This is a genomic window from Rhodococcus tibetensis, from assembly GCF_024438035.1.
Classification (GTDB): domain Bacteria; phylum Actinomycetota; class Actinomycetes; order Mycobacteriales; family Mycobacteriaceae; genus Rhodococcus_F; species Rhodococcus_F tibetensis.
This window is the reverse complement of the sequence record NZ_JANFQF010000017.1, coordinates 60048-84122: the sequence shown is the minus strand read 5'-3', so window position 1 is coordinate 84122 and position 24075 is coordinate 60048. Positions and strand designations below refer to the sequence as shown.

The window sequence follows — 24075 nt, the reverse complement described above, 5'->3', positions numbered from 1 at the left end:
GTATGCAGCAGTGCGGTTGTTATTACTGGGTCGTGCTTTCGGCCGGCTGGAACCGAGGTTACTCGCCGGTCGCCTTGGCGATGATTTCCTTCGAGACGTTCGCGGGAACCTCTGCGTAGGAATCGAACACCATGGAGAAGTTCGCCCGGCCCTGGGTCTTCGACCGCAGATCACCGATGTATCCGAACATCTCCGAGAGCGGAACCAGCGCCTTCACGACACGGGCACCACTGCGTTCCTCCATGGCCTGGATCTGGCCACGGCGGGAGTTCAGGTCGCCGATCACGTCACCCATGTATTCCTCGGGTGTGGTGACCTCGACAGCCATGAGCGGCTCGAGAATGACCGGGCCGGCCTTGCGGGCGGCTTCCTTCAGTGCCTGCGAACCGGCAACCTTGAAGGCCATTTCCGACGAGTCGACGTCGTGGTATGCACCGTCGAGCAGCGACAGCTTCAAGTTCACCAGCGGGTAGCCGGCAAGGACGCCGTACTGCATCGCGTCCTGCGCGCCTGCATCCACGGAAGGGATGTACTCGCGCGGGATACGACCGCCGGAGACCTTGTTCTCGAACTCGTAGGTGGCACCGTCTTCGCCGACGAACGGCTCCAGCGCGATGATCACCTTGGCGAACTGGCCCGATCCACCCGTCTGCTTCTTGTGGGTGTAGTCGTGCTTCTCGACCTTCTTGGTGATGGTCTCGCGGTAGGCGACCTGCGGCTTGCCGACGTTGGCCTCGACCTTGAACTCGCGACGCATGCGGTCGACGAGGATGTCGAGGTGGAGCTCGCCCATGCCGCCGATGACGGTCTGGCCGGTCTCCTCGTCGAGCTCGACGGAGAACGTCGGGTCCTCTTCGGCGAGCTTCTGGATCGCGGTGCCCAGCTTCTCCTGGTCAGACTTGGTCTTGGGCTCGATCGAGACCTGGATGACCGGGTCCGGGAAGCTCATGGACTCGAGCACGATGGGGCTGCCCTGATCGCAGAGGGTGTCACCGGTGGTGGTGTCCTTCAGACCGATCATGGCGTAGATGTGGCCGGCCACAGCCTCGTCGACCGGGTTCTCCTTGTTGGCGTGCATCTGGAAGAGCTTTCCGATGCGCTCCTTCTTGCCCTTGGTCGCGTTCATGACCTGGGCGCCCGGATCGATCCGGCCGGAGTACACGCGGACGAACGTCAACTTGCCGAAGAAGGGGTGCGAAGCAATCTTGAAGGCCAGAGCCGAGAACGGCTCCTCCTTGCTCGGCTTACGCGTGAGGATCTCTTCTTCGTTGCCCAGGGCGTGACCCTGGACCTCGCCGATGTCCAGTGGGTTCGGCAGGTAGTCGATGACTGCGTCGAGCATGGGCTGAACGCCCTTGTTCTTGAACGCGGAACCACACAGCACCGGGTACAGCTCGGACGCGACCGTCATCTTGCGGATGGCAGCCTTGATTTCCTCGACGGAGAGCTCCTCGCCGGCGAAGTACTTCTCCATGAGAGCTTCGTCGGACTCGGCAACCGTCTCGAGCAGCTTCTCGCGGTACTCGGCAGCCTTGTCGGCCAGATCCGCGGGGATTTCCTCGATGGTGGGCTCGGCACCGGTCGGCACGACACCGCGCCAGGTGATGGCCCGCATCTCGACCAGGTCGACGACACCGTCGAAGTCGTCCTCGGCGCCGATCGGCAGCTGAAGGACGAGCGGCTTCGCACCGAGACGATCGATGATGGTCTGGACCGTGAAGTAGAAGTCCGCGCCCATCTTGTCCATCTTGTTGACGAAACAGATGCGCGGAACGTCGTACTTGGCGGCCTGACGCCACACCTGCTCCGACTGAGGCTCGACGCCCTCCTTGCCGTCGAACACGGCAACAGCGCCGTCGAGCACGCGGAGCGAACGCTCCACCTCGACGGTGAAGTCGACGTGACCGGGGGTGTCGATGATGTTGATCTGGTTGTTGTTCCAGAAGCAGGTCACCGCGGCGGAGGTGATCGTGATGCCGCGTTCCTTCTCCTGCTCCATCCAGTCCGTCGTCGACGCACCGTCGTGCGTCTCACCGATCTTGTAGTTGACACCGGTGTAGAACAGGATGCGCTCGGTGGTGGTGGTCTTGCCGGCATCGATGTGCGCCATGATGCCGATGTTGCGGACCTTGTTCAGGTCGGTCAGCACTTCCTGTGCCACAGGATTCTTCCCCGCTCGTAGCTCGTGTATCGGGTGTCGGCCTCCCCGGTGTTCCACCAGCGGGGCCATTGTCTCGAGTTGTAGATCAGCCGGGCCCGGGTAGGGCCCGACGTAGCAACGGCGCCGGAGCAGTCACGGTGAGGTGACTGCTCCGACGTGACGTCACCAGCGGTAGTGGGCGAATGCCTTGTTGGCTTCAGCCATCTTGTGCGTGTCCTCACGGCGCTTGACAGCGGCACCGAGGCCGTTGCTGGCATCGAGGAGCTCGTTGGCAAGACGCTCGACCATCGTCTTCTCACGACGCTGCCGCGAGAAGGTCACAAGCCAGCGGAGTGCGAGGGTGGTGGAACGGCCCGGACGGACCTCGACCGGCACCTGGTAGGTGGCGCCACCGACACGGCGGCTGCGAACCTCGAGGGCAGGCTTGACGTTGTCCAGAGCGCGCTTGAGGGTGACGACCGGATCGGTGCCGGTCTTCTCGCGTGCCTGCTCGAGCGCCTGGTAGACGATGCGCTCGGCGGTGGACTTCTTGCCGTCCATAAGGATCTTGTTGACGAGCTGCGTCACCAGGGGCGAACCGTAGACCGGGTCGTTGATGAGCGGGCGCTTCGGAGCGGGGCCCTTACGTGGCATTAGCTCTTCTCCTTCTTGGCGCCGTAGCGGCTGCGTGCCTGCTTGCGACCCTTGACACCCTGGGTGTCGAGGGAGCCGCGGATGATCTTGTAGCGCACACCGGGGAGGTCCTTCACACGACCACCGCGGACGAGCACCATCGAGTGCTCCTGCAGGTTGTGGCCTTCACCCGGGATGTAAGCGGTGACCTCGACGGAACTGGTCAAGCGCACACGCGCGACCTTACGGAGCGCCGAGTTCGGCTTCTTCGGGGTGGTGGTGTACACGCGGGTGCACACGCCACGACGCTGCGGGCTGCCCTTCAGAGCTGCCGTCTTGACCTTGGCGGTCTTGTCGCGGCGGCCCTTGCGGACCAACTGATTGATGGTTGGCATTTACCGGCTTTCTTCGTGTTGAACAGACTGCTCTGGACAAGCAACCTTGGCTGTTCTGAAATTAGGGATCTAGCAGTTGGGGCAAGGAAGCTACTGCCCCGCACTCGATCGACGATGCGTGACGTGCACGCACCCCACGGTCGGGTGTGTCGCATACCCCCACACAGGCAGCCGGATGCTCGTTCCATGCAGTGAAACTGCACGAACGCGCGCACGGCAATACCTCGCTAGGCACACAGATCGGTCCGGGCATGCCGGACACGACCCACAACGATACCCGGCGGCGCGCCGGAAGGTCAAAGTGGGCGGGCGGTGGTAATGGCTGCGGCGCGACAGGGAGGGCTTTCGGTCGAGTGCGAGCACACTAGCTGCTCAGGTTGAGCGTCAGATCGGCGAGGGTAGACGCCGCCGCGCAGGGATCCGCCGCAGCGGCAGTGAACTGTACCCACCAGCCGACCACACCCGAAGACGGCGAGCCGACGCTCACCCCGCAGGCTCCGGGATCGTCCGGTGGTCGCATCACCACGGCTCTGCGGCCCTGGATGGTCGACGACTCCACCTTGTAACCCAAGTCCTCGCCCGTCGCCTTCTCGGTGTCGAGCGAACCGGTCTCGAACCAGTTGAAGGTAATCTTCACCGGACCGTTGGCCCCGACGGCGTCCCATCGGCAGATTGCGCCGAAGAAGCCGCGCTCGATGGCGTCGGCGGCGACGGTCTCGGCGATCTGTTCGTCGGCGACCGCGTCGCACTCCTCGAGAAGGGCGGTGAACTTCTCCGTGTCACCGGTGGACGAGGCACCTTCGGGCCTGGGTGAGCCTTGGATCGACGATCCACAACCCGCGATCAGCCCGACCACCGACACGATCGCGGCCGTTGCCCTGGCCGAGCGCCGACGTACGCTGCTCACCACTCCCCCGCTCATTTGGCCCTCGACACACTGAGTTCGGCGAGGTCCCGCGCGACCTTGCACGGGTCGGCCGCCGGTTGGACGTCCGCATACATCACCGACCAGTGGATGAAGTCGCCGCCGAACTCCACACCGAGTTCGCACAGAATCCCCTCCGAGGAAGCGATGAAGCCGGGGTGTCCCCGGACATCGATGTCGGTGGCCGGCCTGCCGATCAGTTCCGATCCTGCTCGTTCTCGACCGATGGGACTGCCTCGGTACCAGGAGAACGTCACGCTGGGGCCGCCGATTCCTGCGGTTTCCCATTCGCAGCCGACGGAGTTGCGGGTGACGCCCGTGAACGACGGCATGCCGAACGCTTTCGACACTTCGTCGTCGGTGACGGAGCCGCACTGCCCGAAGAACGGCCCCGGGTCCGTGATCTGCCCGGTGGAAGGCGGGGCAGCAGTATCCGTCCCGGAGCCGTCGCCGCCCCCACACCCGGCCAGGGCAGCCACGACACCTACCGCGGCGAGCACTCCCCATTTCCTGCCCATGAACGCTGACTCTACCGATCCCGCCGCGGTGCGCCCGGTCAGTCGACTGCCACCGCGTCGAGTGTCGGCTCGACTGCCCCAGTGCCCCGCGGGAGCGCGGCATCGAGTTGTGCGGCCCACTGACGTACTACCTCTGCACGGCGTTTCGAGTCGTCGGTGAGTACGTCGGCAAGGCCGAGCCCGCGAGCAAGGTCCAAGGTTGCCTGCACGAGGCGGTGCGCCACCGGGTCGGAGTCGTCGAAGCCGAAGTGCTCGACGGCGGTGCGGTGGGCGACACGTCCGAAGCGCTCCTCGAGGGGCACGATCCGCGCCCGCAGTTCCGGATCGGCAGCGGCGGCAGTCCACACCTGTAACGCCGCCTTGAAGAGAGTGCCCGTGTAGTAGTCGACGAGACGCGTCACCACCGCCTCGGTGCGGCCGGCGCCCGACGGCAAATCGGTGGCCTCCCGCCGGGCCTGTTCCATCCGCGCGTCGAACATCACCTCGAGCGCAGCGGTGATGAGGTCTTCCCGCGTGGGGAAATGGTGCTGAGTCGCACCACGCGACACCCCGGCGCGCTGCGCGACCAGGCTGACGGTAGTGGCGCCCCACCCGAGTTCGGCGAGGCAGTCGATGGTGACTTCGAGGAGGTGCTCACGCGTGACCCGGCTACGGTCCTGCTTCGGTTCGCGGGTCATGCGTCACTTCCTCTCGTTGCGCTGCGCGCCCGTGCGCGCTCGACGAGTCCTGAGACTCGTCAACCACGCACGGGGCCGGAGGCCCATCTCGGCGGCCGCTTCTGCAAAAACGCCATCATGCCCTCCCGCGCCTCCTCGGATTCGAACAGCCTCGCCGACTGGGCGGTCAGCTCGTCGGTGTAGCGGTCGAAATCGGCGAGCACGCTCCGGGTCGTCAGGGTCTTCGACTCGGCCAGACCCTGCGGCGACGCCTGCCGCAACTGGTCGAGTAATTCCTCGACGGTGTCCTCGGGATCCTCGGCGGACTCGCTGATCAGCCCGATGGCCTCCGCCTCGTGGGCACCGAACTTCTCGCCCGTGAGGAGGTAGCGGCTCGCCGCGCGCGCATCGATACGCGGCAGCACGGTCAACGAGATGATCGACGCCGCGAGTCCGAGCCGGACCTCCGTGAGCGCGAACGTGCTGCGCGGGCCGGCGACGGCGATGTCGCAGGCCCCGACCAATCCCATGCCCCCGGCCCTGACGTGACCGTCGATCCGGGCGATCACCGGCTTCGGCAACTCGACGATGGCCCGTAGCAGTGCGGCCATCTGCCGGGTCCGAGAGCTGACGTCTCCACCCGTCTCACTCAGATCGGCCCCGGCGCAGAACGTGCCGCCGGTGTGGGTGAGCACGACGCCGCGGACGTCGTTGTCCGCGGCGGCGTCCCGCAATCCCTGCAGCAGTTCGTCCACGAGCCGGCCGGAGATCGCGTTCCTGTTGTGAGGCGAATCGAGGGTGAGGGTGGCGAACCCCCGATTCACCGCGTACCGGACGTACCGGTCGGCTTCCACGTCGGTCATGTGCTGTCCGTTCGACATCAGTACGACTTCGGCAGCCCGAGCGAGTGCTGGGAGACGAAGTTCAGGATCATTTCCCGGCTCACCGGGGCCACACGGGCGATGCGTGCCGCGCCGAGCATCGCCGCGAGACCGTATTCCTTGGTCAGGCCTGCACCACCGTGCGTCTGGACGGCCTGGTCGAGTGCCTTGATGCTGGCCTCGGCGGCAGCGTATTTGGCCATGTTGGCGGCCTCGGCGGCCCCGAAGTCGTCGCCGCTGTCGTAGAGGACGGCCGCCTTCTGCATCATCAGCTTGGCGAGTTCGAGTTCGATCTTGATCTGCGCCAGCGGATGCGAGATGCCCTGGTGCGCGCCGATCGGCTCCTTCCACACCGTGCGTTCCTTCGCGAACCGCACCGCCGCGTCCAGCGCGTAGCGGCCCATGCCGATCGCCATGGCGGCGCCGAGGATGCGTTCGGGGTTGAGACCCGCGAACAGCTGCATCAACGCCGCATCGGCCTCGCCGACGAGCGCGTCGGCGGGCAGCCGGACATCGTCGAGGAACAGCATGAACTGGTGGTCGGGCTCGACGATGTCCATCTCCATCGGCGTCTTCACGAAGTTCTCGGCGTCGGTGGGGACGATGAACAGCGCGGGCTTCAGCTTCCCGGTCTTCGAGTCCTCGGTCCGCGCGACGATCAGGACGGCGTCGGCCTGGTCGACCCCGGAGATGTAGATCTTGTTCCCCGACAGCAGCCAATCCTCGGCTTGATCATCACCCCTCGCTCCGCTCGGCCGGACCCGCCGCGCAGTGGTCGTGATCTGGTGCGAGTTCGACCCCGCGTCGGCCTCGGTGATGCCGAACGCCATGATCTTCGACCCGTCGGCGAGGCCTGGGAGCCATTTCTGCTTCTGCTCCTCGGTGCCGTACTTGCCGATGATCGTGCCACAGATGGCCGGCGACACCACCACGAGCAAGAGCCCGGCACCGTGTGCGGCGAGTTCTTCCTGGACGAGGGCGAGTTCGTAGATGCCTGCGCCGCCGCCCCCGTATTCCTCGGGGAGGTTGACGCCGAGGAAGCCGAGTTTGCCCGCCTCGTTCCACAATTCGGTCAGCGGTTCGCTGCGCCGCGCCCGTGGCAGCACGTAGTCAAGGTAGTTGAAACGCTCCCCGAGCCTCGACACGGAGGCGCGGAGTTCCTTCTGTTCTTCGGTCTCGATGAAGCTCATGACTCTCCTCCAGGCTGCGCTGCTTCGACTACTGCAAGGACCGTTCCCACGTCGACCTGCTGACCGGCGGTCACGGAAAGTTCGGTGAGGACACCAGAGGCCGGCGCCTTGATCGTGTGTTCCATCTTCATCGCCTCGAGCCACACGATCGGCTGACCGGCGGTCACGGAGTCGCCGACCTCGGCGCCGAGGCGGATGACGGAACCCGGCATCGGCGCGAGTAGCGAACCCTCGGCGACGACGACGCTCGGATCGGTGAATCGCGGTGCGGCGTGCAGGCTCACCGGGCCCAGGGCGGAGTCGACGAACACGTCGCCGCCGTACCGGGACACCGCGAACGAGCGGCGCAGCCCCGCGACGTCCAGTGCGACGTGCCGCGCGGTGGCCGACATGAGCGCGACGTCGTCGAAGCCCTCGGCCTTCAGCCCGTACCGGGTGAGTAGATACCGGACCTCGATCTCGCGGTCGCCTGCGCGGAACGTCTTGCTCTGCGGTGCGGACGGCAGGTTCCGCCACCCGCTGGGCAGTGTGGCGTTCGTCGATGCGACCGCACGGTTGTGCGCCGCATCGGCGAGTGCGGCGGCCAGCGCCGACAGTCGCTCGGTGTCGGCCGAGGCCAGCGGACGCGCCAGCGCGTCCAGACCGTGGGTGTCGAAGAAGGCGGTGTCCGTGTCGCCGGCGAGAAAGGCCGGGTGGCGGAGCACGTTGACGAGGAGGTCGCGGTTGGTGCGCAGTCCGTGAATCTGCGCGCGGCTCAGTGCTGTCGCCAGCCGGGTGGCCGCCTGCGTGCGGGTGGGCGCGAACGAGATGACCTTCGCGAGCATCGGGTCGTAGTGCACGCCGACGGTGGATCCGGCGACGACACCGGAGTCCAGGCGGATGCCCGGGGAGCGCAGCACGTCGAATTCGACCGCGTTCTCGGGCAGGTCCAGGCGGTGGACCGGTCCGCTCTGCGGCTGCCAGTTCTGTGCCGGATCCTCGGCGTACAGCCGGACCTCGATGGAATGGCCGGACACGGCGGGCGGTTCAGGGTCGAGCCTGCCGCCTGCAGCGACCTGCAACTGCAGGTCGACGAGGTCGAGGCCGGTGGTGCACTCGGTGACCGGATGTTCCACCTGCAGCCGGGTATTCATTTCGAGGAAGAAGAAGCTTCCCTGGTGCGGGTCATCTCCCCCTCGCTCCGCTCGACCGGAAGCCAGGAACTCGACGGTCCCCGCACCCTCGTATTCGATCGCCTTCGCGGCGAGCCGGGCGGCCTCGAACAGCCGCTCGCGCATCCCGGGCGTGGCTTCGACCAATGGCGACGGTGCCTCTTCGACCACCTTCTGGTGCCGACGCTGGATGGAGCATTCGCGCTCCCCCACCGCCCACACCGTTCCATGGCGGTCGGCCATCACCTGGACTTCGATGTGCCTGCCCGTTTCCAGGTACCGCTCGCAGAACACGGTCGGGTCGCCGAAGGCCGATTGAGCTTCGCGGCGAGCGCCTTCCAGCTGTTCCGGGAGGTCCGCGAGTTCACGAACGACGCGCATGCCGCGTCCGCCGCCGCCGGCGGACGCCTTGATGAGCACGGGCAGGTCGGCTTCGGTGACAGCGCCGGGGTCGAGTTCGGCCAGCACCGGGACTCCGGCGGCGGCCATCATCTTCTTGGACTCCACCTTGGAACCCATCATCTCGATGGCGGGCGCGGGCGGCCCGATCCACGTCAGCCCCGCGTCGTGGACCGCGCGCGCGAAGTCCGCGTTCTCGGAGAGGAACCCGTAGCCGGGGTGGATGGCATCGGCACCGGCGAGCAGTGCCGCCTCGATGACGAGGTCGCCGCGCAGGTATGTGTCGGCGGGACTGTTGCCCGGCAACCGGACCGCGGTGTCGGCCTCGGCGACGTGCGGACTGAGCGCGTCCGCGTCCGAGAACACGGCGACGGTCCCGATGCCTGCGCGGCGGCAGGTGGCGAAGACGCGGCGGGCGATCTCGCCCCGATTGGCAACCAATACGGATTGGATCATGTCGGGCCTCACATCCGGAAGACGCCGAAGTTCTCGGCGCCTTCGATCGGGGCGTTGGCAATGGCCGACAGGCACATTCCCACCACGGTGCGGGTGTCTCGGGGATCGATCACACCGTCGTCGTACAGACGACCGGACAGGAACATCGGTATCGATTCCGCCTCGATCTGGTTCTCGATCATTGCCCGCATCCCGGCGTCGGCTTCCTCGTCGAACGCCTGCCCGCGGGCCTCGGCGGAGGCACGGCTGACGATGGAGATGACACCGGCCAGCTGCGCCCCGCCCATGACGGCGGATTTGGAGCTGGGCCAGGCGAAGAGGAAGCGCGGGTCGAACGCGCGGCCGCACATGCCGTAGTGCCCTGCCCCGTACGACGCTCCGAGGAGGATCGAGATGTGCGGGACGGTGGAGTTGGAGACGGCGTTGATCATCATCGAGCCGTGCTTGATCATCCCGCCCTCCTCGTACTCCTTACCCACCATGTAGCCGGTGGTGTTGTGCAGGAACAGCAACGGGGTGTTCGAGCGGTTGGCAAGCTGGATGAACTGGGTGGCCTTCTGTGATTCCTCACTGAAGAGGACACCCTGCGCGTTGGCGAGGATGCCGATCGGGTACCCGTGCAGTTCGGCCCAGCCCGTGACGAGGGAAGACCCGTACATCGGCTTGAACTCGTCGAAGTCGGAGCCGTCGACGATGCGGGCGATCACCTCGCGCGGGTCGAACGGGATCTTGAGGTCGGCTGGGACGATGCCGAGCAGTTCCTCGGGATCTTCTAGGGGTTCGATCACCTCGACCCTCGGGGACGGGCCCTGCTTCGTCCAGTTCAAACGTTTGACGATGCTGCGGCCGATGCGGATCGCATCCTGCTCGTCCACAGCGAAATAATCGGCGAGACCGGACTTACGGGCGTGCATCTCGGCACCGCCGAGCGTTTCGTCGTCCGATTCCTCACCGGTGGCCATTTTCACGAGCGGCGGACCGGCGAGGAACACCTTGGACCGTTCCTTGATCATGACGACGTGATCGGACATACCCGGGATGTACGCGCCGCCCGCCGTCGAATTGCCGAAGACCAGCGCGATGGTGGGGATACCCGCGGCGGAGAGCTGGGTGAGATCGCGGAACATGCGGCCACCCGGAATGAACACTTCCTTCTGGGTGGGCAGGTCCGCGCCGCCGGATTCCACCAGGGAGATGACGGGGAGCCGATTCTGCCGGGCAATGTCGTTGGCACGGAACCCCTTCCGCAACGTCCACGGATTGCTGGTGCCGCCGCGGACGGTCGGGTCGTTGGCCACGATCAGGCACTCGACGCCTTCCACCACACCGATGCCCATGACAGTGCTGGCGCCGACCGGGAAGTCGCTGCCCCACGCCGCGAGCGGGCACAGTTCGAGGAACGGCGAATCGGGGTCGAGGAGCAGTTCGATGCGCTCCCGCGCGAGGAGCTTGCCGCGCCTCTTGTGGCGCTCGGTGTACTTCTCGCCGCCGCCCGCGAGCGCCTTGGCGTGCTCGGTGTCGATCTCGGCGAGCTTCTCCGTCATGGCCTTCGCGGCCGCCGCATACTCTTCGGAACCGGTGTCCAGGGTGGACTTCATCGTTGTCATGACTGATACCCCAATCGCTTGGCCGCGAGCCCCGTCAGGATTTCGGTGGTACCGCCACCGATTCCGAGGATGCGCATGTCGCGGTATTGCCGTTCCACTTCGCTCTCGCACATGTAGCCGAGGCCGCCGAACAGCTGGACGGCCTGGTTGGCCACCCACTCGCCGGCCTCGACCGCGGTGTTCTTCGCGAAGCACACCTCCGCGATGAAGTCCTCGTTCGACTCCAGCGACCGCTCGACCAGGGCCCGGGTATACACCCGGGCAACATCGATCTTCCGGGCCATTTCCGTGACCGTGTTCTGCACTGCCTGCCTGCTGATCAGGGGTCGCCCGAAGGTTTCGCGGTCGCGGACCCACTGCAGCGTGAGGTCGAGGCAGCGCTGCGCACTCGAATATGCCTGGGCCGCAAGCGCGATGCGTTCGGTAAGGAACGCCTGGGCGATCTGCGCGAACCCGCTGTTCTCCTCGCCGACCAGGTTGGCGGCGGGCACCCGTGCGTCGACGAACGACAACTCGGCCGTGTCCGACGCACGCCAGCCCATCTTGTCGAGTTTGCGTGCCACCTCGAATCCCGGTGTGCCCTTCTCGATCACGAGTAGGGAGACCCCGGATGCGCCGGGACCGCCGGTGCGGACGGCGGTGACCACGAAATCGGCCCGCACGGCGGAGGTGATGAACGTCTTGGACCCGTTGACGACGTAGTGGTCGCCGTCGCGGACCGCGGTGGTCCGCAGATGTCCGACGTCGGAACCACCGCCCGGTTCGGTGATGGCGAGCGAGCCGATGAGCTCCCCGCGCAGGGTGGGGCGGACCCACTTTGCGATCTGCTCCTGGTCACCAGCCGCGGCCAGGTGCGGCAGCGCGATGCCCGAGGTGAACAGGGAGGCGAACAGACCCCCGGACGCCCCGGCCTGGTGCATCTCCTCGCAGATGAGGACCGCGTCCACCAGATCTCCGCCCTCGCCGCCGACGGACTCAGGGAATCCGGCGCCCATGAGCCCGAGTTCGGCTGCCTTGCGGTGCAGTGCGCGGGGAATTTCACCGTCGCGCTCCCAGTCCGCCAGGTGCGGAAGTATCTCTCTCTCGACGAAGCTGCGCACCGTCTTGCGCAACTCCTGCCGTTCCGGTGTGTCCCACACACTCACAACGTTGTCCTTTCGGGGAGAAGCGCTTTCGGGATGTCGAGGTGCCGGGATCTCAGCCATTCGCCGAGACCCTTGGCCTGCGGGTCGAAGCGGGCCTGGGACGCGACGCCCTGTCCGAGGATTCCCTCGATCACGAAGTTGACGGCGCGCAGTTTCGGCAGCACATACCGCATGACTGGGAGGTCGGCAGCCTCCGGGAGAAGCCGCTTCACTTCGTCGACCGTCAGCGTGTGAACCAGCCATTGCCACTGTTCGTCGGTGCGCACCCACACGCCGACGTTCGCGTTGCCGCCCTTGTCTCCGCTGCGCGCTCCGGCGATGGTGCCGAGCGCGACCCGGACCGTGGGTTCGGCGCCCCGCGGCTCCGGGAGCGCGGGTTCGTCGACGTCCGCGAGTTCCCGCACCTGGGTGGACGGCTCGATGTCGACGCGCGTGCCGTCCGGCAGCACCGCGACGTGCGGCACCTCCTTGGCGTACACGTATCCGGGTGTGAACACCCCGTAGGGCTGCCCCTGCCCGGGCGGTGCCGTCAGCGTGAAGCCGGGGTAGCTCGCGAGGGCCATTTCGACTGCGACGGAGGAGAATCCGCGCCCGACCGCGTTGGCATCGGAATCGCGGACCACGCAGCGCAGCAGCGCGCTCGCGGCCTCCTCGGTGTCGGCGTCCGAGTGATCGGTGCGGGCGAGTGACCAGTCGAGTTCGGCCGGCCGGGCGGGGAGCCATCCTTCGAGCTGCCGCTTCACCAGCGCCGCCTTGGCCTCGATGTCGAGGCCGGTCAGAACGAACACGGCCTCGTTGCGGAATCCCGCGAGCGTGTTCAACGAAACCTTCAGCTGCGGCGGCGGCGGCTCACCCGTGACCCCGCTGATGCGGACCCGATCGGCGCCGTCGTCGGACAGCTCGGCAGTGTCGATGCGGGCCGTCACGTCGGGACCGGCGTAGCGGCCGCCCGTGATCTCGTACAGCAGCTGTGCGGTGACGGTGCCGACGTTCACGGCGCCGCCGGTCCCGGGGTGCTTGGTGATGACGGACGAACCGTCGACGTCGATCTCGGCGATCGGAAAACCTGGACGATCGAGGTCGTCGATCTCCGTGAAGAACGCATAGTTGCCCCCGGTGGCCTGGGTGCCGCACTCGATGACGTGCCCCGCCACCACGGCGCCGGCAAGCTGGTCGAAAGCATCTCGCTGCCAGCCGAAGTGCGCGGCAGCCGGACCCACGATCACGGACGCGTCGGTTACACGCCCGGTGACGACGACGTCGGCGCCGGCGTTCAGGCAGTCGACGATGCCCCACGCCCCGAGGTAGGCGTTGGCGGTCAGCGGGCTGCCCAGCCCCAGTTCGGCGGCCCGGCCGATCAGGTCGTCGCCTTCGACGTGGGCGATCTTCGCCTGCAGCCCCAGCTTGTCGTTCACCTCCCGCAACGCGTCCGCGAGACCGGCCGGGTTGAGGCCTCCGGCGTTGGCGACGATGCGGACGCCCTTGTCCAGGGCCAGCCTGAGGCAGTCCTCCGCCTGACGGAGGAACGTTTTGGCGTAGCCGCGGATCGGGTCCTTCATGCGGTCGCGGCCGAGGATCAACATGGTCAGCTCGGCGAGATAGTCACCGGTCAGGTAGTCGAGCTCGCCGCCCTCGAGCATCTCGCGCATCGCCGACAGGCGGTCACCGTAGAAGCCGGAACAGTTGCCGATCCGCACTGTCATCGGGTTCCCGCCTTCCGTCCATCGCCGGCAGGACCTGCGAATGCCTGTGCAATGTCGAGCCATTCGTCGGCGTTCGGTCCGGTGGCGACGAGAGCGAGATCTGCACGGTTCGCGCGCTGGGTGACGAGGAGGCAGAAGTCCTCGGCGGGCCCGGTGACCTTCTGCGCGGCGTCCTCGGGGCCCCACGTCCAGACGAACACTCCGTCGGGGGCGGTGAGTTCGACGCGGAACTCCTCAGCCGGCGGTGTGAGTCCGTTGACGGCGTAAGCGAAATCGCGGGTGCGGACACCGAGGTGGGCAATGCTTCTCAGCCTCGCCGTCGGTGTCCGTGCCACTCCCAGGGCGTCGGCCACGTCCTGTCCGTGCGCCCACGTTTCCATCAGCCGGGCAGTTGCCATCGAGGCCGCCTTCATCGGCGGTCCGTACCAGAGGATCTTCCGGTCGGGCGGCACCGCCCCGAGAGCGTCGGCAAGCCTCTCACGGGTCGCCCGCCACTCCGCGAGCAACTCGGCCGGTGGCAGGCTCGCACACTCCTGGGCGCCGGCGTCGACGAAACCCGCAGGATCGGCAGCGGCGTCCGTCACTTGGGCGGTGAAGCCGTCGGGGTCGGTGATCGCCAGAAGCGCGGCTCGATCGGTCCAGAGCAGATGCCCGATCTGATGAGCGATCGTCCACCCCTCTGCGGGTGTGGGGTCGGCCCATCGGGAGTCCGGGAGGTCTGCGACCAGCGCATCCAACGATTCACTTTCGGCGCACACGTCATCGATGAACCTCTGCAGTTCAGCCATGCGACCAGCATCACACCAGGCCTGGAAAAAAGCAAGCGCGATTGATTGTTTTGATCTTCACCGTGTCGCCGGATGCAATGTGAGGGGTCTCCTGCCACCCTGGGGACGTGATCCGACAGTTACTCACCCAGGCGGCACTGAACCCCCTTCCCTCCCCTCGGGCACTCGCCGCACGCCTTATACCGAAGTCGGGCCACCGCGTGGCCGGGAAGCGCATCCTCGTCACGGGGGGTTCCTCTGGTGTCGGTGAGGCTGCGGCACGCCGACTCGCACATCTCGGCGCGGAGGTCGTGCTCGTTGCCCGCGGAGCCGAGGCCCTCGAAGCAGTCCGCGACGACATCCTGCGTTCGGGATGTGACGCGCACGCCGTCCCGTGCGATCTGACCGACCTCGACTCGATCGACGCCATGGTGTCCCGGGTGCTCGGCGACATCGGACCTGTCGACGTCCTCGTCAACAATGCCGGACGCTCGATCCGCCGGACGGTGGAAGACTCGCTCGATCGTTTCCACGACTACGAGCGCACCATGGCGATCAATTACTTCGGCTCGACGCGCCTGACTCTCGCGTTGCTCCCGTCGATGCTCGAGCGTGGTGACGGCCACATCATCAACGTCGCAACGTGGGGTGTGCCCGCGGGTGTGATGCCCAAGTTCTCCGCCTACCACGCGTCGAAGGCGGCGGTCGGCGCATTCGGCCGCAGTCTCGGCGCCGAACTTCGCGATCGCGGCATCTCTGTCACCACTCTCGACCTGCCGCTGGTGCGGACGCCGATGATCGCCCCGACCACGGACTACGACTCCATGCCGGCGTTGTCCCCGGAGCAGGCAGCCGAGTGGTTCGTCACCGCCGTCCGGACGCGGCCGGTGGAGCTGCTCCCAGGATATGGGGAGCTGTTCCGGGTTCTGGGCTTCTTCGCGCCGACCGTCACGGACACGTTGGTGCGGCGGGCCGGCATCTAGCCGAAATGAAACACTGGGCTCGTCTTCGAAAGCCGCACACACCCTGAGGGAGCCGTTCATGACCGACGCTGTGCTCACTACCCGCGAGGGCGATATCGTCACCTGGACGCTCAACCGTCCCGAGGCCCGCAACCCGATCTCCGAGCCCGACATGATCGAGGCGCTCGAGACCGCGGTGGTCGAGGCGAACCGTGACCCCAGTGTGCGCGCCGCCATCGTCACCGGTTCCGGTTCGGCGTTCTCCTCCGGCGGGAACGTCAAGCACATGCGTGACCGCGCAGGAATGTTCGGCGGCTCCCCCGCCGAAATCCGGCAGGGCTACCGGCACGGTATCCAGCGGATCCCGCTCGCCCTGTACCACTGCGAGGTGCCGACCATCGCCGCCGTCAATGGACCGGCAATCGGCGCAGGCTGTGACCTCTCGTTGATGTGCGACATGCGGATCGCGTCCACGGCCGCCGTGTTCGCCGAAAGTTTCGTCAAGGTCGGGCTCGTCCCGGGCGACGGAGGCGCCTGGTTCCTGCCCCAGGCGATCGGCATGGCGCGCGCCAGCGAGATGGCGTTCACCGGCGACGCGATCGACGCCGCAAAGGCCCTCGAATGGGGGCTCGTCTCCCAGGTGACCGAGCCCGATCACTTGCTGCCGGCGGCGCGGGCGTTGGCCGACCGGGTGGCGGTCAACCCGCCCCAGGTGCTGCGGATGACCAAGAAGCTGCTCCGCGAAGGACGCCACCACAGCCTCGAAAGCCTGCTGGAGCTCTCGGCCGCGATGCAGTCGCTCGCCCACCACACCGCAGATCATCACGAAGCGGTCGAGGCGATGCTCGATCGCCGGGCACCGAACTTCACGGGACAATGAATCGGTCTTACCGCTCAGGGATTCACATCCACCGGGCGGTAGTTGCGGGGACCGTGCATCTGTGACCGGGACGTCCCCCAGCCGGCTCGTACCTGTCCTGTGGGTCCTCGGATCGGTGCTGTCCGTCCAATTCGGAGCCGCCTTCGGGAGCACCCTGTTCGACACGGTGGGCGCGTCCGGTGCCGTATCCTTGCGACTCACCATCGCGGCACTCATCCTCGGTCTTCTGGTTCGCCCGCGATGGCGTCGATGGACGCGGCCGCAACAACAGGGCATCCTCGCCTTGGGAATTGCGCTCGCCGTAATGAACTCGGCGTTCTACGAGGCGCTGGCACGACTACCGCTGGGCACCACCGTGACGATCGAGTTTCTGGGGCCGCTCACCCTGGCCGCCGTCTTGTCGCGACGAATCCGCGACGGCGTGTGGGTGCTGGCAGCTCTCGCGGGCGTCCTTCTCCTCGGATTACGGGACACTGCAGACGCCGAGGCGCTCGACGCCGTCGGTGTCGCTTTCGCCCTCACCGCGGGGGCGGCGTGGGCGGGTTACATCATCGCCGGGTCCCATCTGGCGGCGACGGTTCCGAGCGCCGACGGCCTGGCCGGTGCAAGCATCGTCGCCGCGGTGCTCACGCTTCCTCTGGGCGCGATCTCGGGTGGAACGGCACTGTTCGATCCCCTCATTTTGGCAGTGGGCGCGGCGGTGGCCCTGCTGTCTTCCGTCATCCCGTACACACTCGAACTGCGTGCGCTGCAAGTGATGAGCAAGAAGGTGTTCGCTGTCCTCATCGCCCTCGAGCCGGCTGCGGCGACACTCGCCGGGGTCGTCGTCCTCGGACAGGTATTGGGACTGCAGGCGCTGGCCGCGATCGCGCTCGTCGTCGCTGCGGGAATCGGGTCGGTGCTGAGCGCCCGGTAACGCCTCTGACCCCGTCGGCTCTCAGATCAACGTGCCTACGTCGGTGGCGACTATGCGGTCCATCGCGCGTTCGGCCACAGCAGCGATGGTCATCGACGGGTTGCACGCGGCGGTGTTCCCGGGCATCAGTGCACCGTCGAGCACGTACAGCCCGCGCTGGCCGTGCACGCGGCCTTCGAGGTCGCACACCGTACCCATGCAGGCACCTCCCAGTGGATGCCAGGTGGAGGGGAATCCGGAATTGGTATCCGTGAGTATGCTGCCCGGCCCGGCGATTCTCCTCACGGTCGGATCGATATGACCCTGCTGAATGACGGCGTCACCCTCCTTCGGCCAACGCAAAATGGCGTCGTCATCGGCCGAGTCGTATACGAACCTGCCACGACCGTCACTGACGCCGTACCCGACCAGCATGGTGCTGCGTGCGTCGAAGGAGAGCGGTGGAATCGACGCCTGGATGACCGTGTGTGCGGAGGAAGGGTCGTCCCAGTTCAGGCTGCCGTAGATGACCGGGCCACCCTGCGGAGCACCGAATTCCTCTTCGAGACTTGTCCAGACATAGATGCGGTCGGCATTGGTGCCCCACCCGGCGCCCAACTCGTCGGGGAGGTCCGGAATCTGCCCCTTTGCCGCCGCGCGCATCAGCAGCTTGGTGGTGTTCACGCTGCCGGCGGCCATCACCAGGGCCGTAGTCGTGAGTATTTTCTTCTCGAGCACCGTGCCGGAGGAGTCGATCCGGTCGACGTACACGGTCCAGCGGCCATCCTTGGCCCGCTCGACGTCGGTGACCTGGTGCAAAATTTCCACGGTCACACGGCCGGTCGCTTCGGCGGCGGCGATGTACGTGACATCGACCGAGTGTTTGCCGCCGTTGTTGACGCCGAAGGCGCCGTCGCCGTTGGTGTACGACGCTTTAACCCGCCCGTGGACCTCGTCGAGCGCGTAGTTCCAGTCGATCGGCATCGGAATCTTCGACACGGGGAGACCGGCACGCTTCACGTTCTGCTCGAATACCCTTGCCGCTCGGTAGTTCGGACTTGCTATCACTTCGTCGGGCGCGACCGCGAGTTGCAGCATTCGCGCGACCCGCGGATAGTGAACTCGGTCCATGGTGGTCCAGTCGAGCGCCTCCGGGAAGTGCGAATTGAAGACGGCCTCGTCGGGCTGCAGCGTCATCCCTTGATATACCAAGGACCCACCGCCGACGCCCGCTGCGCACAGCGCGGTCATGTTCTCACCGAGCACTGCCTCGAGGAGACCGGTGTACGGCTCCACAGCCACCGGCTTACCGAAGAGTTGCGGGCTGGACTGGTACCAGAGCATACGTTTGTCCGGAGCGCTCGCCCGCGGGAATGTTTCTGCGTTGGGCCCTGTGGGCCAGCGCATTCCGCGCTCGAGCACGAGTACTGGCACGCCCGCCTCCGCAAGTCGAAGGGCCGCGACACCACCCCCGAAACCGGAACCGACGACGATCGCCCGGTGATCCTCGCGGGTGACAGATGTTCTCGCGCCACGGTCCGCGCGACCTGTACTGGCCTGGGCAATGCGCGGACTCGCCAGCGCGACGCCCGCGGCAGCGGCCCCCGTCAGAAAGGACCGGCGATTGAGTGCAGACACAGCTTTTCCCCAGATCTGTGAAGACGTACTCGGCGAGACGACAAGACGGGTTGACATGATCACGTCAGACGGAAACCGGCCAACCGGACGTACTGTCCGGGCGGAGCGCCCGAAGCGACGTACCTCGGGCGAGGTCAAAACTAGACACCCGTGGGAACATGTGTCAAGAAATAGGATTCTCCGGCGCCACGAAGGTGGAACCCGCGGCGAACACCGTTGTGGAGCGTCACGCGTTGAACGGCATCGCCGGCAAGAGCCAGCGGGTGAGGAACTTGCGCAAGTCGTCGTCGGCGTGGACGGCTTCGTCGTCGAACATGATGACAGACAGGCCGAGGCGAACCAGGATCTCGGCGATGTCGTCCAAGCACGTCTCCACCTCGGGGTAGCGCTCCACCAGAGGGGAAAGCAACTCACGTGCAACCGGTTTGGCGCGACCCATCATTCCCGCGTCGAAAAGCGGGTTTCCCTGCTCAGCGTGGAGCAGTGCCGCCAGGACCGGATCTGCGTGCACCGCAGCCCGACTGGCGACGACGAGCTCGACCACGAGCTCGAAGGGCGTGTCAGTGGCGTCCAAGCGGGAACGGATACCGCCCACCACCTCCACCGCAAGGCCGGCAATCGCCTGTGACACCAGTTCCTCGCGTGATCCGAAAATGGAGTACACGGTTTGTCGCGTGACGCCTGCGGCCTGAGCGGCGGCAGCTATGTTGACCCCGTCGAAGCCGTCACTCCTGATCAACCCGAGTGTGGCTTCCAGGATCTTTCTCCGCGACCGCATACGGCCATTATCAGTTACCGCCGGCGCCCAGTTCCTGGCATTCTGAGCGGTCGATCGACGTGCTCAGATATCGAGTGCAGCTCGTCCTTCTTCCGGGAGTGGAGGATGAAGTGTTTGCGCCAACCGTGGCCGGGGCCGTTCATTGGTAGACGTCAGGGATGCCGTCATGGTTCGCGTCGGCGGTTTCGCGTTCGGCGATGATCCGGTAGGCCCGATTCCGTATCCGCAGCACGATCGCTGCGAGCAGGGCTGCGATGAGGGTGCCGGTGAGGACTCCGACTTTGACGTGGTCGCTGCGAAGCATGTCGCCGGCGAAGGCGAGTTCCCCGATGAGCAGGGACACGGTGAACCCGATACCGCCGAGCATCGCCACCCCGATCACGTCGAGCCAGGTCAGGTCGGTATCGAGTTCGGCTCTGGTGAACTTCGCAGTCAACAGGCTCATCCCGACGATGCCGAGAACCTTGCCGACCACCAGGCCGGCGACGATGCCGAGAGCGACCCGGTCCCCGAGAGTGTCGACGAACCCATCCAGCCCGCCGATGGTGACCCCGGCCGCGAAGAACGCGAACACCGGCACCGCGAACCCCGCGGACAGCGGCCGGATGCGGTGTTCGAAATGTTCGGCCAGTCCCGGTCCGGCGTCCGGGCCACCGGCGGCGGCACTGCGGATGACGGGAACGGTGAACCCGAGCAGTACCCCGGCGACGGTGGCGTGCACCCCGGATTCGTGGACCAGCCACCACGTCGCTGCCGCCAGGGGCAGCAGAATCCAGAACGACCGGATCCGCTTCTGGGCCGCGAATCCGAACGCGGCCAACGGGATCAGTGCGAGCCCGAGGTAGGTGAAGTCGAGGTCGTCGGTGTAGAAGATCGCGATCACGGTCACCGCGAGCAGATCGTCGACGACGGCGAGGGTGAGCAGAAAGGTGCGCAGCGCAGTCGGCAGGTGTGAGCCGATCACCGCGAGGATCGCGACGGCGAACGCGATGTCGGTGGCGGTGGGGATCGCCCATCCGTTCAGGCCACCGCCGCTACCGGTGTTGACCGCGACGTAGATCAGGGCCGGGGCGATCATCCCGCCGATCGCGGCCATCACCGGCAGCGCAGCCCGGCGCGGATCGCGCAGGTCCCCAGCGACGAATTCACGTTTGAGTTCGAGACCGACGACGAAGAAGAAGATCGCGAGTAATCCGTCCGCGGCCCAGGTACCCAGGGTCAGATTCAGGTGCAGACTCGCCGGGCCGACCGTGACCTCGCGCAGCGAGTGGTAAGCGTCCGACCAGGGGGTGTTGGCCCAGATCAGGGCGGCGGCCGCGGCGATCAGCAGCAAGACGCCACCGACGGTTTCTTTACGGAGGATCTCCGCGATCCGCTGCGTTTCCGGCCAAGACCCACGGGAGAGCAACGGCAGACGGGACAAGGGTGAGTTCATCACGGACTTTCGGTGTTGGCGCACGTCCCCCTTCGGGGGTGCGCAGGCGACGAACCGCGGTAGGTATGCGGTTCGCAGGAGGACAGGCCAGGGTCCACGAGACGGGCGGGGGGGTGAGCTGCACGCTCGCTACAGTTTTCGGCGCACTCGCAGGTATGGACGGGTCAGTGGGTCGAGGGTGGGCAGCCGGCGAGTTTGCCGTGCGCGTTCGTTCCCCACGAGGTGGTGTATCCGTTGGTGCCGCCGGGGCGCAGGTTCTCCTCCAAGAACACCATCGACGGCTCGTGAAACCTGATCGGCGCCGTGGTCGCCACCGGTGAGGCGGGGTCGATCAGCGCAGCATCCGGGCCGTTGCGGGCGGTCGCGTACTTGAGCTGCACGAACCCATTCTATGGGTTCGCCGCTATATCCCGTCGATCGGTGTGGACGGCCCAGCTCGCGAGGCACCGAGGTCTCGGCCGTAGTGGTTTCTGCGGCGTGGCCGTGTGCGGCGTGGCAGTCGAGTTCGGGTGATCAGTTCGCGGCGGAGACGAGTTCGTCGAGGTGCAGGTGTGGATGTTCGCGTTCGATCGAGGCCAGTCGCCACTGGTCCGAGAACAGTGCCAGGAGGGCTCCGTCGGTGCGGGTGAGGACCTCGACGGACCGTTGCTGGTCGAGGAATGCGATGTCGGTGGGGTGGGTGCGGCGGGCGAGGGTGTAGTTCAGGTGCCCGAGTTCCAGGGGTGAGCTGAACTCGGCGGCCATGCGGTGGGCCACCGAAATACGCTGTGGCACTGTCTCGCACCGTCTACTGTGGCATTACTCGCCACGACCGACGAGGACGACCAGCTGGTGAGCCAGCCGATGCTGCCGCAGTTCGACGGGACGTTCCGGTTCTTCGCCCACGAGAAGTCACGGTGATCGCCCAGGTACGCCGCTGCGCCGAGGTCAACGTCGCGTTCGCCGACGCGAACACGTGGGTGTCCCTCGCCGGGATCGTCGAGTCGCTGCGCGTGTTGTTCACCCACCCCGGAACCGGGCCGGCGGAACGCCCGCGAACGCACTGCTTTCCCCTGTGATCGGCCCGGGCGCATCAGCGCGCGGGGTGGGAGATCGCCTCGCCGCGGGTGGAGAGCAGGGTGGTCAGCTCCTCGGCGAAGGTCAGATGCCGGCGCAGGGTGGCGCAGCTCTGCTCCGCCTTCGCGTGACATTCACGCAAAAACTCTGCGGCGCTGCGGCGGGCGCTGTCGCTCGCCTCGGGGTCGTCGAGAACGTCGAGGGCGGCGAGCAGGTCCTTCATCTCGGCCAGTGTGAAGTTCAGCGGCTTCATCCGACGGATCACCAGCAACCGCTCGACGTCGGCCTGCGTGTAGAGCCGGAAACCGCCCACGCTGCGCGCCGACGGAGTCACCAGCCCGACGTCGTCGTAATGGCGGACCGTGCGGATCGACAGCTCGGTGCGCTGAGCGACCTCACCGATCTGCATATGCGAGCCGTCGTCGACCTGCATCCGTGCACCTCCGCGTTCCATACCGGCCCCGGTGGGTTGATGCGACACACCAACTCCCGTTCGGTCCACTCTAGCGATCGGGTCCGTCCACACCGCCTGCCCGCACCGGACGGGCCGCTTGAGCCCTTCATGAACTCTACTGTGACGTCCGAGTAGATTTGTCCGTTTAGTCGCTTCCACACGCCTTTCGTCGACGAGGAGAACTTCTTGCTGCAGATCCTGCGCGCTCGATCGGGCGGCGTGCTCCTCGGTGCCGGTCTCGTCCTGTCGGCGGTGGTGACCGCCGCCTACCTGGTGCAGGCGGGCACCGGGTTTCTGCTGGATCTGTCGGTCTTCCGGGACGCCGGGGTCGCCTTCACGGAGGGCCTGCCGCTGTACTCGGAAGATTTCCCCAGTACCTCGGGCTTCCGGTTCATCTACGCCCCCTTCGCGGCGATTGTGTTCGCGCCGCTGGCGTGGGTGCAGCCGAACGTGTTGCAGGTGCTGTGGAGCGTGCTCAACGCGGCACTGGTCTGGTGGATTCTGCGGGTGCTCCTCGTCCGTCTCGGAGTCGGCAAGGCACCACTGGTGGCGGCCGCGGCGCTCGGTGTTGCACTGCTGCTCGAACCGGTGCGGTCGAATTTCGGTTTCGGGCAGATCAACATCGTTCTGATGGCCTTGGTGGTCGCCGATTGCGCCGGCGTACTGCCACGCCGGCTTCGGGGTATCGGGATCGGGGTGGCCGCCGCCATCAAGATCACCCCCGCCGCGTTCGGGCTGGTCCTGCTCGTACGCCGCGACCTGCGCTCGATCGCCCGGGCGGTCGTGACGGTGGCGGCCACCGCCGGGATCGGATTCTGGCTGTTGCCCCAGGCCTCGATCTGGTTCTGGGCGACCGAGTGCTGCCGGTCCGACCGGGCCGGCGGCCACGACTTCTCCCGCAATCAGGCGGTGACGGGCCTGCTGGCCAGGTGGGGTGCGAGCGGACTGGTCAAAGATCTGCCGTGGCTGATCAGCGCGGTGGTGATCGTGGCCGCGGCGGGGTGGGCGGCGCTCCGGTTCACCGCCTCCGGGGACCACATGGCCGCCCTGGGAGTGGTCGCCCTGGCCGCCCTGCTCGCGGCACCGTTCGCGGTCTCCCACCACTGGGTCTACTGCGTGCTGTTGATCCCGCTCACCCTGGCCCCGCAATATCGCCGTTGGCGACCGCTGCTCACCTGTGCGCTGGTGATCTTCCTGGTCGGCCCGCACTTCGCGCTGACCGGCGAGCCGTCCGGGTGGGCGGAGGCGGTGTGGGCGCAGGTCGCCGGCAATGCCCAGTGCCTGGCCGCGCTCGCCCTGCTGGCAGCGGCGGTCCTCGCCGCCCGCCGGCGCGGACCCGCCGCCACACCTACACCGCTCACCCCCGTCCGAACGCAGAACACCCCGGCCGCCCGATGACGGCGCAAGGCGC

The 24075-nt window shown here is 66.7% G+C and carries 24 protein-coding genes; 5 read left to right on the top strand and 19 right to left on the bottom strand.

What is annotated here, in order from left to right:
• Nucleotides 1-58 precede the first annotated feature (58 nt).
• The 13 genes from fusA to NOF53_RS19420 all read right to left on the bottom strand — a co-directional run bounded on the left by fusA (nt 59) and on the right by NOF53_RS19420 (nt 14587).
• Nucleotides 59-2161, bottom strand: coding sequence for an elongation factor G (fusA, locus tag NOF53_RS19480; RefSeq protein WP_255971746.1), 2103 nt, complete (start codon nt 2159-2161; stop codon nt 59-61).
• Between the two features lie 162 nt (nt 2162-2323).
• Entirely contained in the window at nt 2324-2794 is a 471-nt protein-coding gene (gene rpsG / locus NOF53_RS19475) for a 30S ribosomal protein S7 (RefSeq protein ID WP_255971743.1), read from the bottom strand.
• Entirely contained in the window at nt 2794-3168 is a 375-nt protein-coding gene (gene rpsL / locus NOF53_RS19470) for a 30S ribosomal protein S12 (protein ID WP_005252198.1), read from the bottom strand. Before rpsL ends, rpsG begins: the two co-directional genes overlap by 1 nt.
• Before the next feature lie 364 nt (nt 3169-3532).
• Nucleotides 3533-4090 carry a DUF3558 domain-containing protein gene (locus tag NOF53_RS19465; protein ID WP_255971741.1) on the bottom strand — a complete coding sequence of 186 codons (558 nt, stop codon included), beginning with the start codon at nt 4088-4090 and terminating at the stop codon, nt 3533-3535.
• Complete coding sequence (locus NOF53_RS19460; protein WP_255971739.1) at nt 4087-4611, bottom strand: DUF3558 domain-containing protein; 525 nt, start codon at nt 4609-4611, stop codon at nt 4087-4089. The genes NOF53_RS19465 and NOF53_RS19460 overlap by 4 nt, the downstream gene beginning before the upstream one ends.
• A gap of 38 nt (nt 4612-4649) precedes the next feature.
• Nucleotides 4650-5288, bottom strand: a complete 639-nt coding sequence (locus tag NOF53_RS19455) for a TetR/AcrR family transcriptional regulator (RefSeq protein WP_255971737.1) — start codon at nt 5286-5288, stop codon at nt 4650-4652.
• A 59-nt stretch (nt 5289-5347) separates the two neighbouring features.
• Nucleotides 5348-6148, bottom strand: a complete 801-nt coding sequence (locus NOF53_RS19450; protein ID WP_255971735.1) for an enoyl-CoA hydratase family protein — start codon at nt 6146-6148, stop codon at nt 5348-5350.
• Nucleotides 6148-7338 carry an acyl-CoA dehydrogenase family protein gene (locus tag NOF53_RS19445; RefSeq protein WP_255971733.1) on the bottom strand — a complete coding sequence of 397 codons (1191 nt, stop codon included), beginning with the start codon at nt 7336-7338 and terminating at the stop codon, nt 6148-6150. The genes NOF53_RS19450 and NOF53_RS19445 overlap by 1 nt, the downstream gene beginning before the upstream one ends.
• Entirely contained in the window at nt 7335-9344 is a 2010-nt protein-coding gene (locus NOF53_RS19440) for an ATP-binding protein (RefSeq protein WP_255971731.1), read from the bottom strand. Before NOF53_RS19440 ends, NOF53_RS19445 begins: the two co-directional genes overlap by 4 nt.
• Before the next feature lie 8 nt (nt 9345-9352).
• Entirely contained in the window at nt 9353-10951 is a 1599-nt protein-coding gene (locus tag NOF53_RS19435) for an acyl-CoA carboxylase subunit beta (protein ID WP_255971730.1), read from the bottom strand.
• Complete coding sequence (locus NOF53_RS19430; RefSeq protein WP_255971728.1) at nt 10948-12096, bottom strand: acyl-CoA dehydrogenase family protein; 1149 nt, start codon at nt 12094-12096, stop codon at nt 10948-10950. The genes NOF53_RS19435 and NOF53_RS19430 overlap by 4 nt, the downstream gene beginning before the upstream one ends.
• A complete protein-coding gene (locus NOF53_RS19425; RefSeq protein WP_255971726.1) occupies nt 12093-13799 on the bottom strand; it encodes an acyclic terpene utilization AtuA family protein in 1707 nt (568 codons plus the stop codon). Before NOF53_RS19425 ends, NOF53_RS19430 begins: the two co-directional genes overlap by 4 nt.
• The gene (locus NOF53_RS19420; protein WP_255971724.1) at nt 13796-14587 is read right to left on the bottom strand and encodes a TIGR03084 family metal-binding protein; all 792 of its coding nucleotides are present in this window, start codon (nt 14585-14587) and stop codon (nt 13796-13798) included. Before NOF53_RS19420 ends, NOF53_RS19425 begins: the two co-directional genes overlap by 4 nt.
• Before the next feature lie 107 nt (nt 14588-14694).
• On the opposite strand from NOF53_RS19420, the gene NOF53_RS19415 reads away from it, so the two are divergent.
• The 3 genes from NOF53_RS19415 (at nt 14695) to NOF53_RS19405 (ending at nt 17324) form a co-directional block, all read left to right on the top strand.
• Nucleotides 14695-15549 carry an SDR family oxidoreductase gene (locus tag NOF53_RS19415; protein WP_255971722.1) on the top strand — a complete coding sequence of 285 codons (855 nt, stop codon included), beginning with the start codon at nt 14695-14697 and terminating at the stop codon, nt 15547-15549.
• Nucleotides 15550-15607: 58 nt separating this feature from the next.
• The gene (locus NOF53_RS19410; protein ID WP_255971720.1) at nt 15608-16408 is read left to right on the top strand and encodes a crotonase/enoyl-CoA hydratase family protein; all 801 of its coding nucleotides are present in this window, start codon (nt 15608-15610) and stop codon (nt 16406-16408) included.
• 61 nt (nt 16409-16469) lie between these two features.
• Nucleotides 16470-17324, top strand: a complete 855-nt coding sequence (locus NOF53_RS19405; RefSeq protein WP_255971718.1) for an EamA family transporter — start codon at nt 16470-16472, stop codon at nt 17322-17324.
• A 21-nt stretch (nt 17325-17345) separates the two neighbouring features.
• On the opposite strand, the gene NOF53_RS19400 is transcribed toward NOF53_RS19405, so the two are convergent.
• From NOF53_RS19400 to NOF53_RS19380, 5 genes are all read right to left on the bottom strand, one after another.
• Nucleotides 17346-18941: a GMC oxidoreductase gene (locus NOF53_RS19400; protein ID WP_255971716.1), complete on the bottom strand. Its 1596-nt coding sequence runs from the start codon at nt 18939-18941 to the stop codon at nt 17346-17348.
• A 226-nt stretch (nt 18942-19167) separates the two neighbouring features.
• On the bottom strand, nt 19168-19719 hold the full coding sequence (locus NOF53_RS19395) for a TetR/AcrR family transcriptional regulator (protein ID WP_255971714.1): 552 nt from the start codon (nt 19717-19719) through the stop codon (nt 19168-19170).
• Nucleotides 19720-19858: 139 nt separating this feature from the next.
• Nucleotides 19859-21154 (bottom strand): Na+/H+ antiporter NhaA, encoded by a 1296-nt coding sequence (gene nhaA / locus NOF53_RS19390; RefSeq protein ID WP_255971832.1) that lies wholly within the window; start codon nt 21152-21154, stop codon nt 19859-19861.
• Between the two features lie 164 nt (nt 21155-21318).
• The gene (locus NOF53_RS19385; RefSeq protein ID WP_255971712.1) at nt 21319-21534 is read right to left on the bottom strand and encodes a hypothetical protein; all 216 of its coding nucleotides are present in this window, start codon (nt 21532-21534) and stop codon (nt 21319-21321) included.
• 133 nt (nt 21535-21667) lie between these two features.
• Nucleotides 21668-21928 carry a hypothetical protein gene (locus tag NOF53_RS19380; RefSeq protein WP_255971710.1) on the bottom strand — a complete coding sequence of 87 codons (261 nt, stop codon included), beginning with the start codon at nt 21926-21928 and terminating at the stop codon, nt 21668-21670.
• 122 nt (nt 21929-22050) lie between these two features.
• Between NOF53_RS19380 and NOF53_RS19375 the strand changes: the two genes are divergently transcribed.
• Entirely contained in the window at nt 22051-22212 is a 162-nt protein-coding gene (locus tag NOF53_RS19375; RefSeq protein WP_255971708.1) for a hypothetical protein, read from the top strand.
• Nucleotides 22213-22226: 14 nt separating this feature from the next.
• Here the strand turns inward: NOF53_RS19375 and NOF53_RS19370 are convergent, their stop codons facing one another.
• Nucleotides 22227-22643: a MerR family transcriptional regulator gene (locus tag NOF53_RS19370; RefSeq protein ID WP_255971706.1), complete on the bottom strand. Its 417-nt coding sequence runs from the start codon at nt 22641-22643 to the stop codon at nt 22227-22229.
• Nucleotides 22644-22850: 207 nt separating this feature from the next.
• Between NOF53_RS19370 and NOF53_RS19365 the strand changes: the two genes are divergently transcribed.
• Nucleotides 22851-24062: a glycosyltransferase family 87 protein gene (locus NOF53_RS19365; RefSeq protein ID WP_374212640.1), complete on the top strand. Its 1212-nt coding sequence runs from the start codon at nt 22851-22853 to the stop codon at nt 24060-24062.
• Nucleotides 24063-24075 lie beyond the last annotated feature (13 nt).

Excerpts from the sequence above, each read along its gene's own strand:
- rpsG (WP_255971743.1), bottom strand. The coding sequence starts at position 2,794 with ATGCCACGTAAGGGCCCCGCTCCGAAGCGCCCGCTCATCAACGACCCG.
- rpsL (WP_005252198.1), bottom strand. The coding sequence starts at position 3,168 with ATGCCAACCATCAATCAGTTGGTCCGCAAGGGCCGCCGCGACAAGACC.
- NOF53_RS19465 (WP_255971741.1), bottom strand. The coding sequence starts at position 4,090 with ATGAGCGGGGGAGTGGTGAGCAGCGTACGTCGGCGCTCGGCCAGGGCA.
- NOF53_RS19460 (WP_255971739.1), bottom strand. The coding sequence starts at position 4,611 with ATGGGCAGGAAATGGGGAGTGCTCGCCGCGGTAGGTGTCGTGGCTGCC.
- NOF53_RS19455 (WP_255971737.1), bottom strand. The coding sequence starts at position 5,288 with ATGACCCGCGAACCGAAGCAGGACCGTAGCCGGGTCACGCGTGAGCAC.
- NOF53_RS19450 (WP_255971735.1), bottom strand. The coding sequence starts at position 6,148 with ATGTCGAACGGACAGCACATGACCGACGTGGAAGCCGACCGGTACGTC.
- NOF53_RS19445 (WP_255971733.1), bottom strand. The coding sequence starts at position 7,338 with ATGAGCTTCATCGAGACCGAAGAACAGAAGGAACTCCGCGCCTCCGTG.
- NOF53_RS19440 (WP_255971731.1), bottom strand. The coding sequence starts at position 9,344 with ATGATCCAATCCGTATTGGTTGCCAATCGGGGCGAGATCGCCCGCCGC.
- NOF53_RS19435 (WP_255971730.1), bottom strand. The coding sequence starts at position 10,951 with ATGACAACGATGAAGTCCACCCTGGACACCGGTTCCGAAGAGTATGCG.
- NOF53_RS19425 (WP_255971726.1), bottom strand. The coding sequence starts at position 13,799 with ATGACAGTGCGGATCGGCAACTGTTCCGGCTTCTACGGTGACCGCCTG.
- NOF53_RS19420 (WP_255971724.1), bottom strand. The coding sequence starts at position 14,587 with ATGGCTGAACTGCAGAGGTTCATCGATGACGTGTGCGCCGAAAGTGAA.
- NOF53_RS19410 (WP_255971720.1), top strand. The coding sequence starts at position 15,608 with ATGACCGACGCTGTGCTCACTACCCGCGAGGGCGATATCGTCACCTGG.
- NOF53_RS19395 (WP_255971714.1), bottom strand. The coding sequence starts at position 19,719 with ATGCGGTCGCGGAGAAAGATCCTGGAAGCCACACTCGGGTTGATCAGG.
- nhaA (WP_255971832.1), bottom strand. The coding sequence starts at position 21,154 with ATGAACTCACCCTTGTCCCGTCTGCCGTTGCTCTCCCGTGGGTCTTGG.
- NOF53_RS19370 (WP_255971706.1), bottom strand. The coding sequence starts at position 22,643 with ATGCAGGTCGACGACGGCTCGCATATGCAGATCGGTGAGGTCGCTCAG.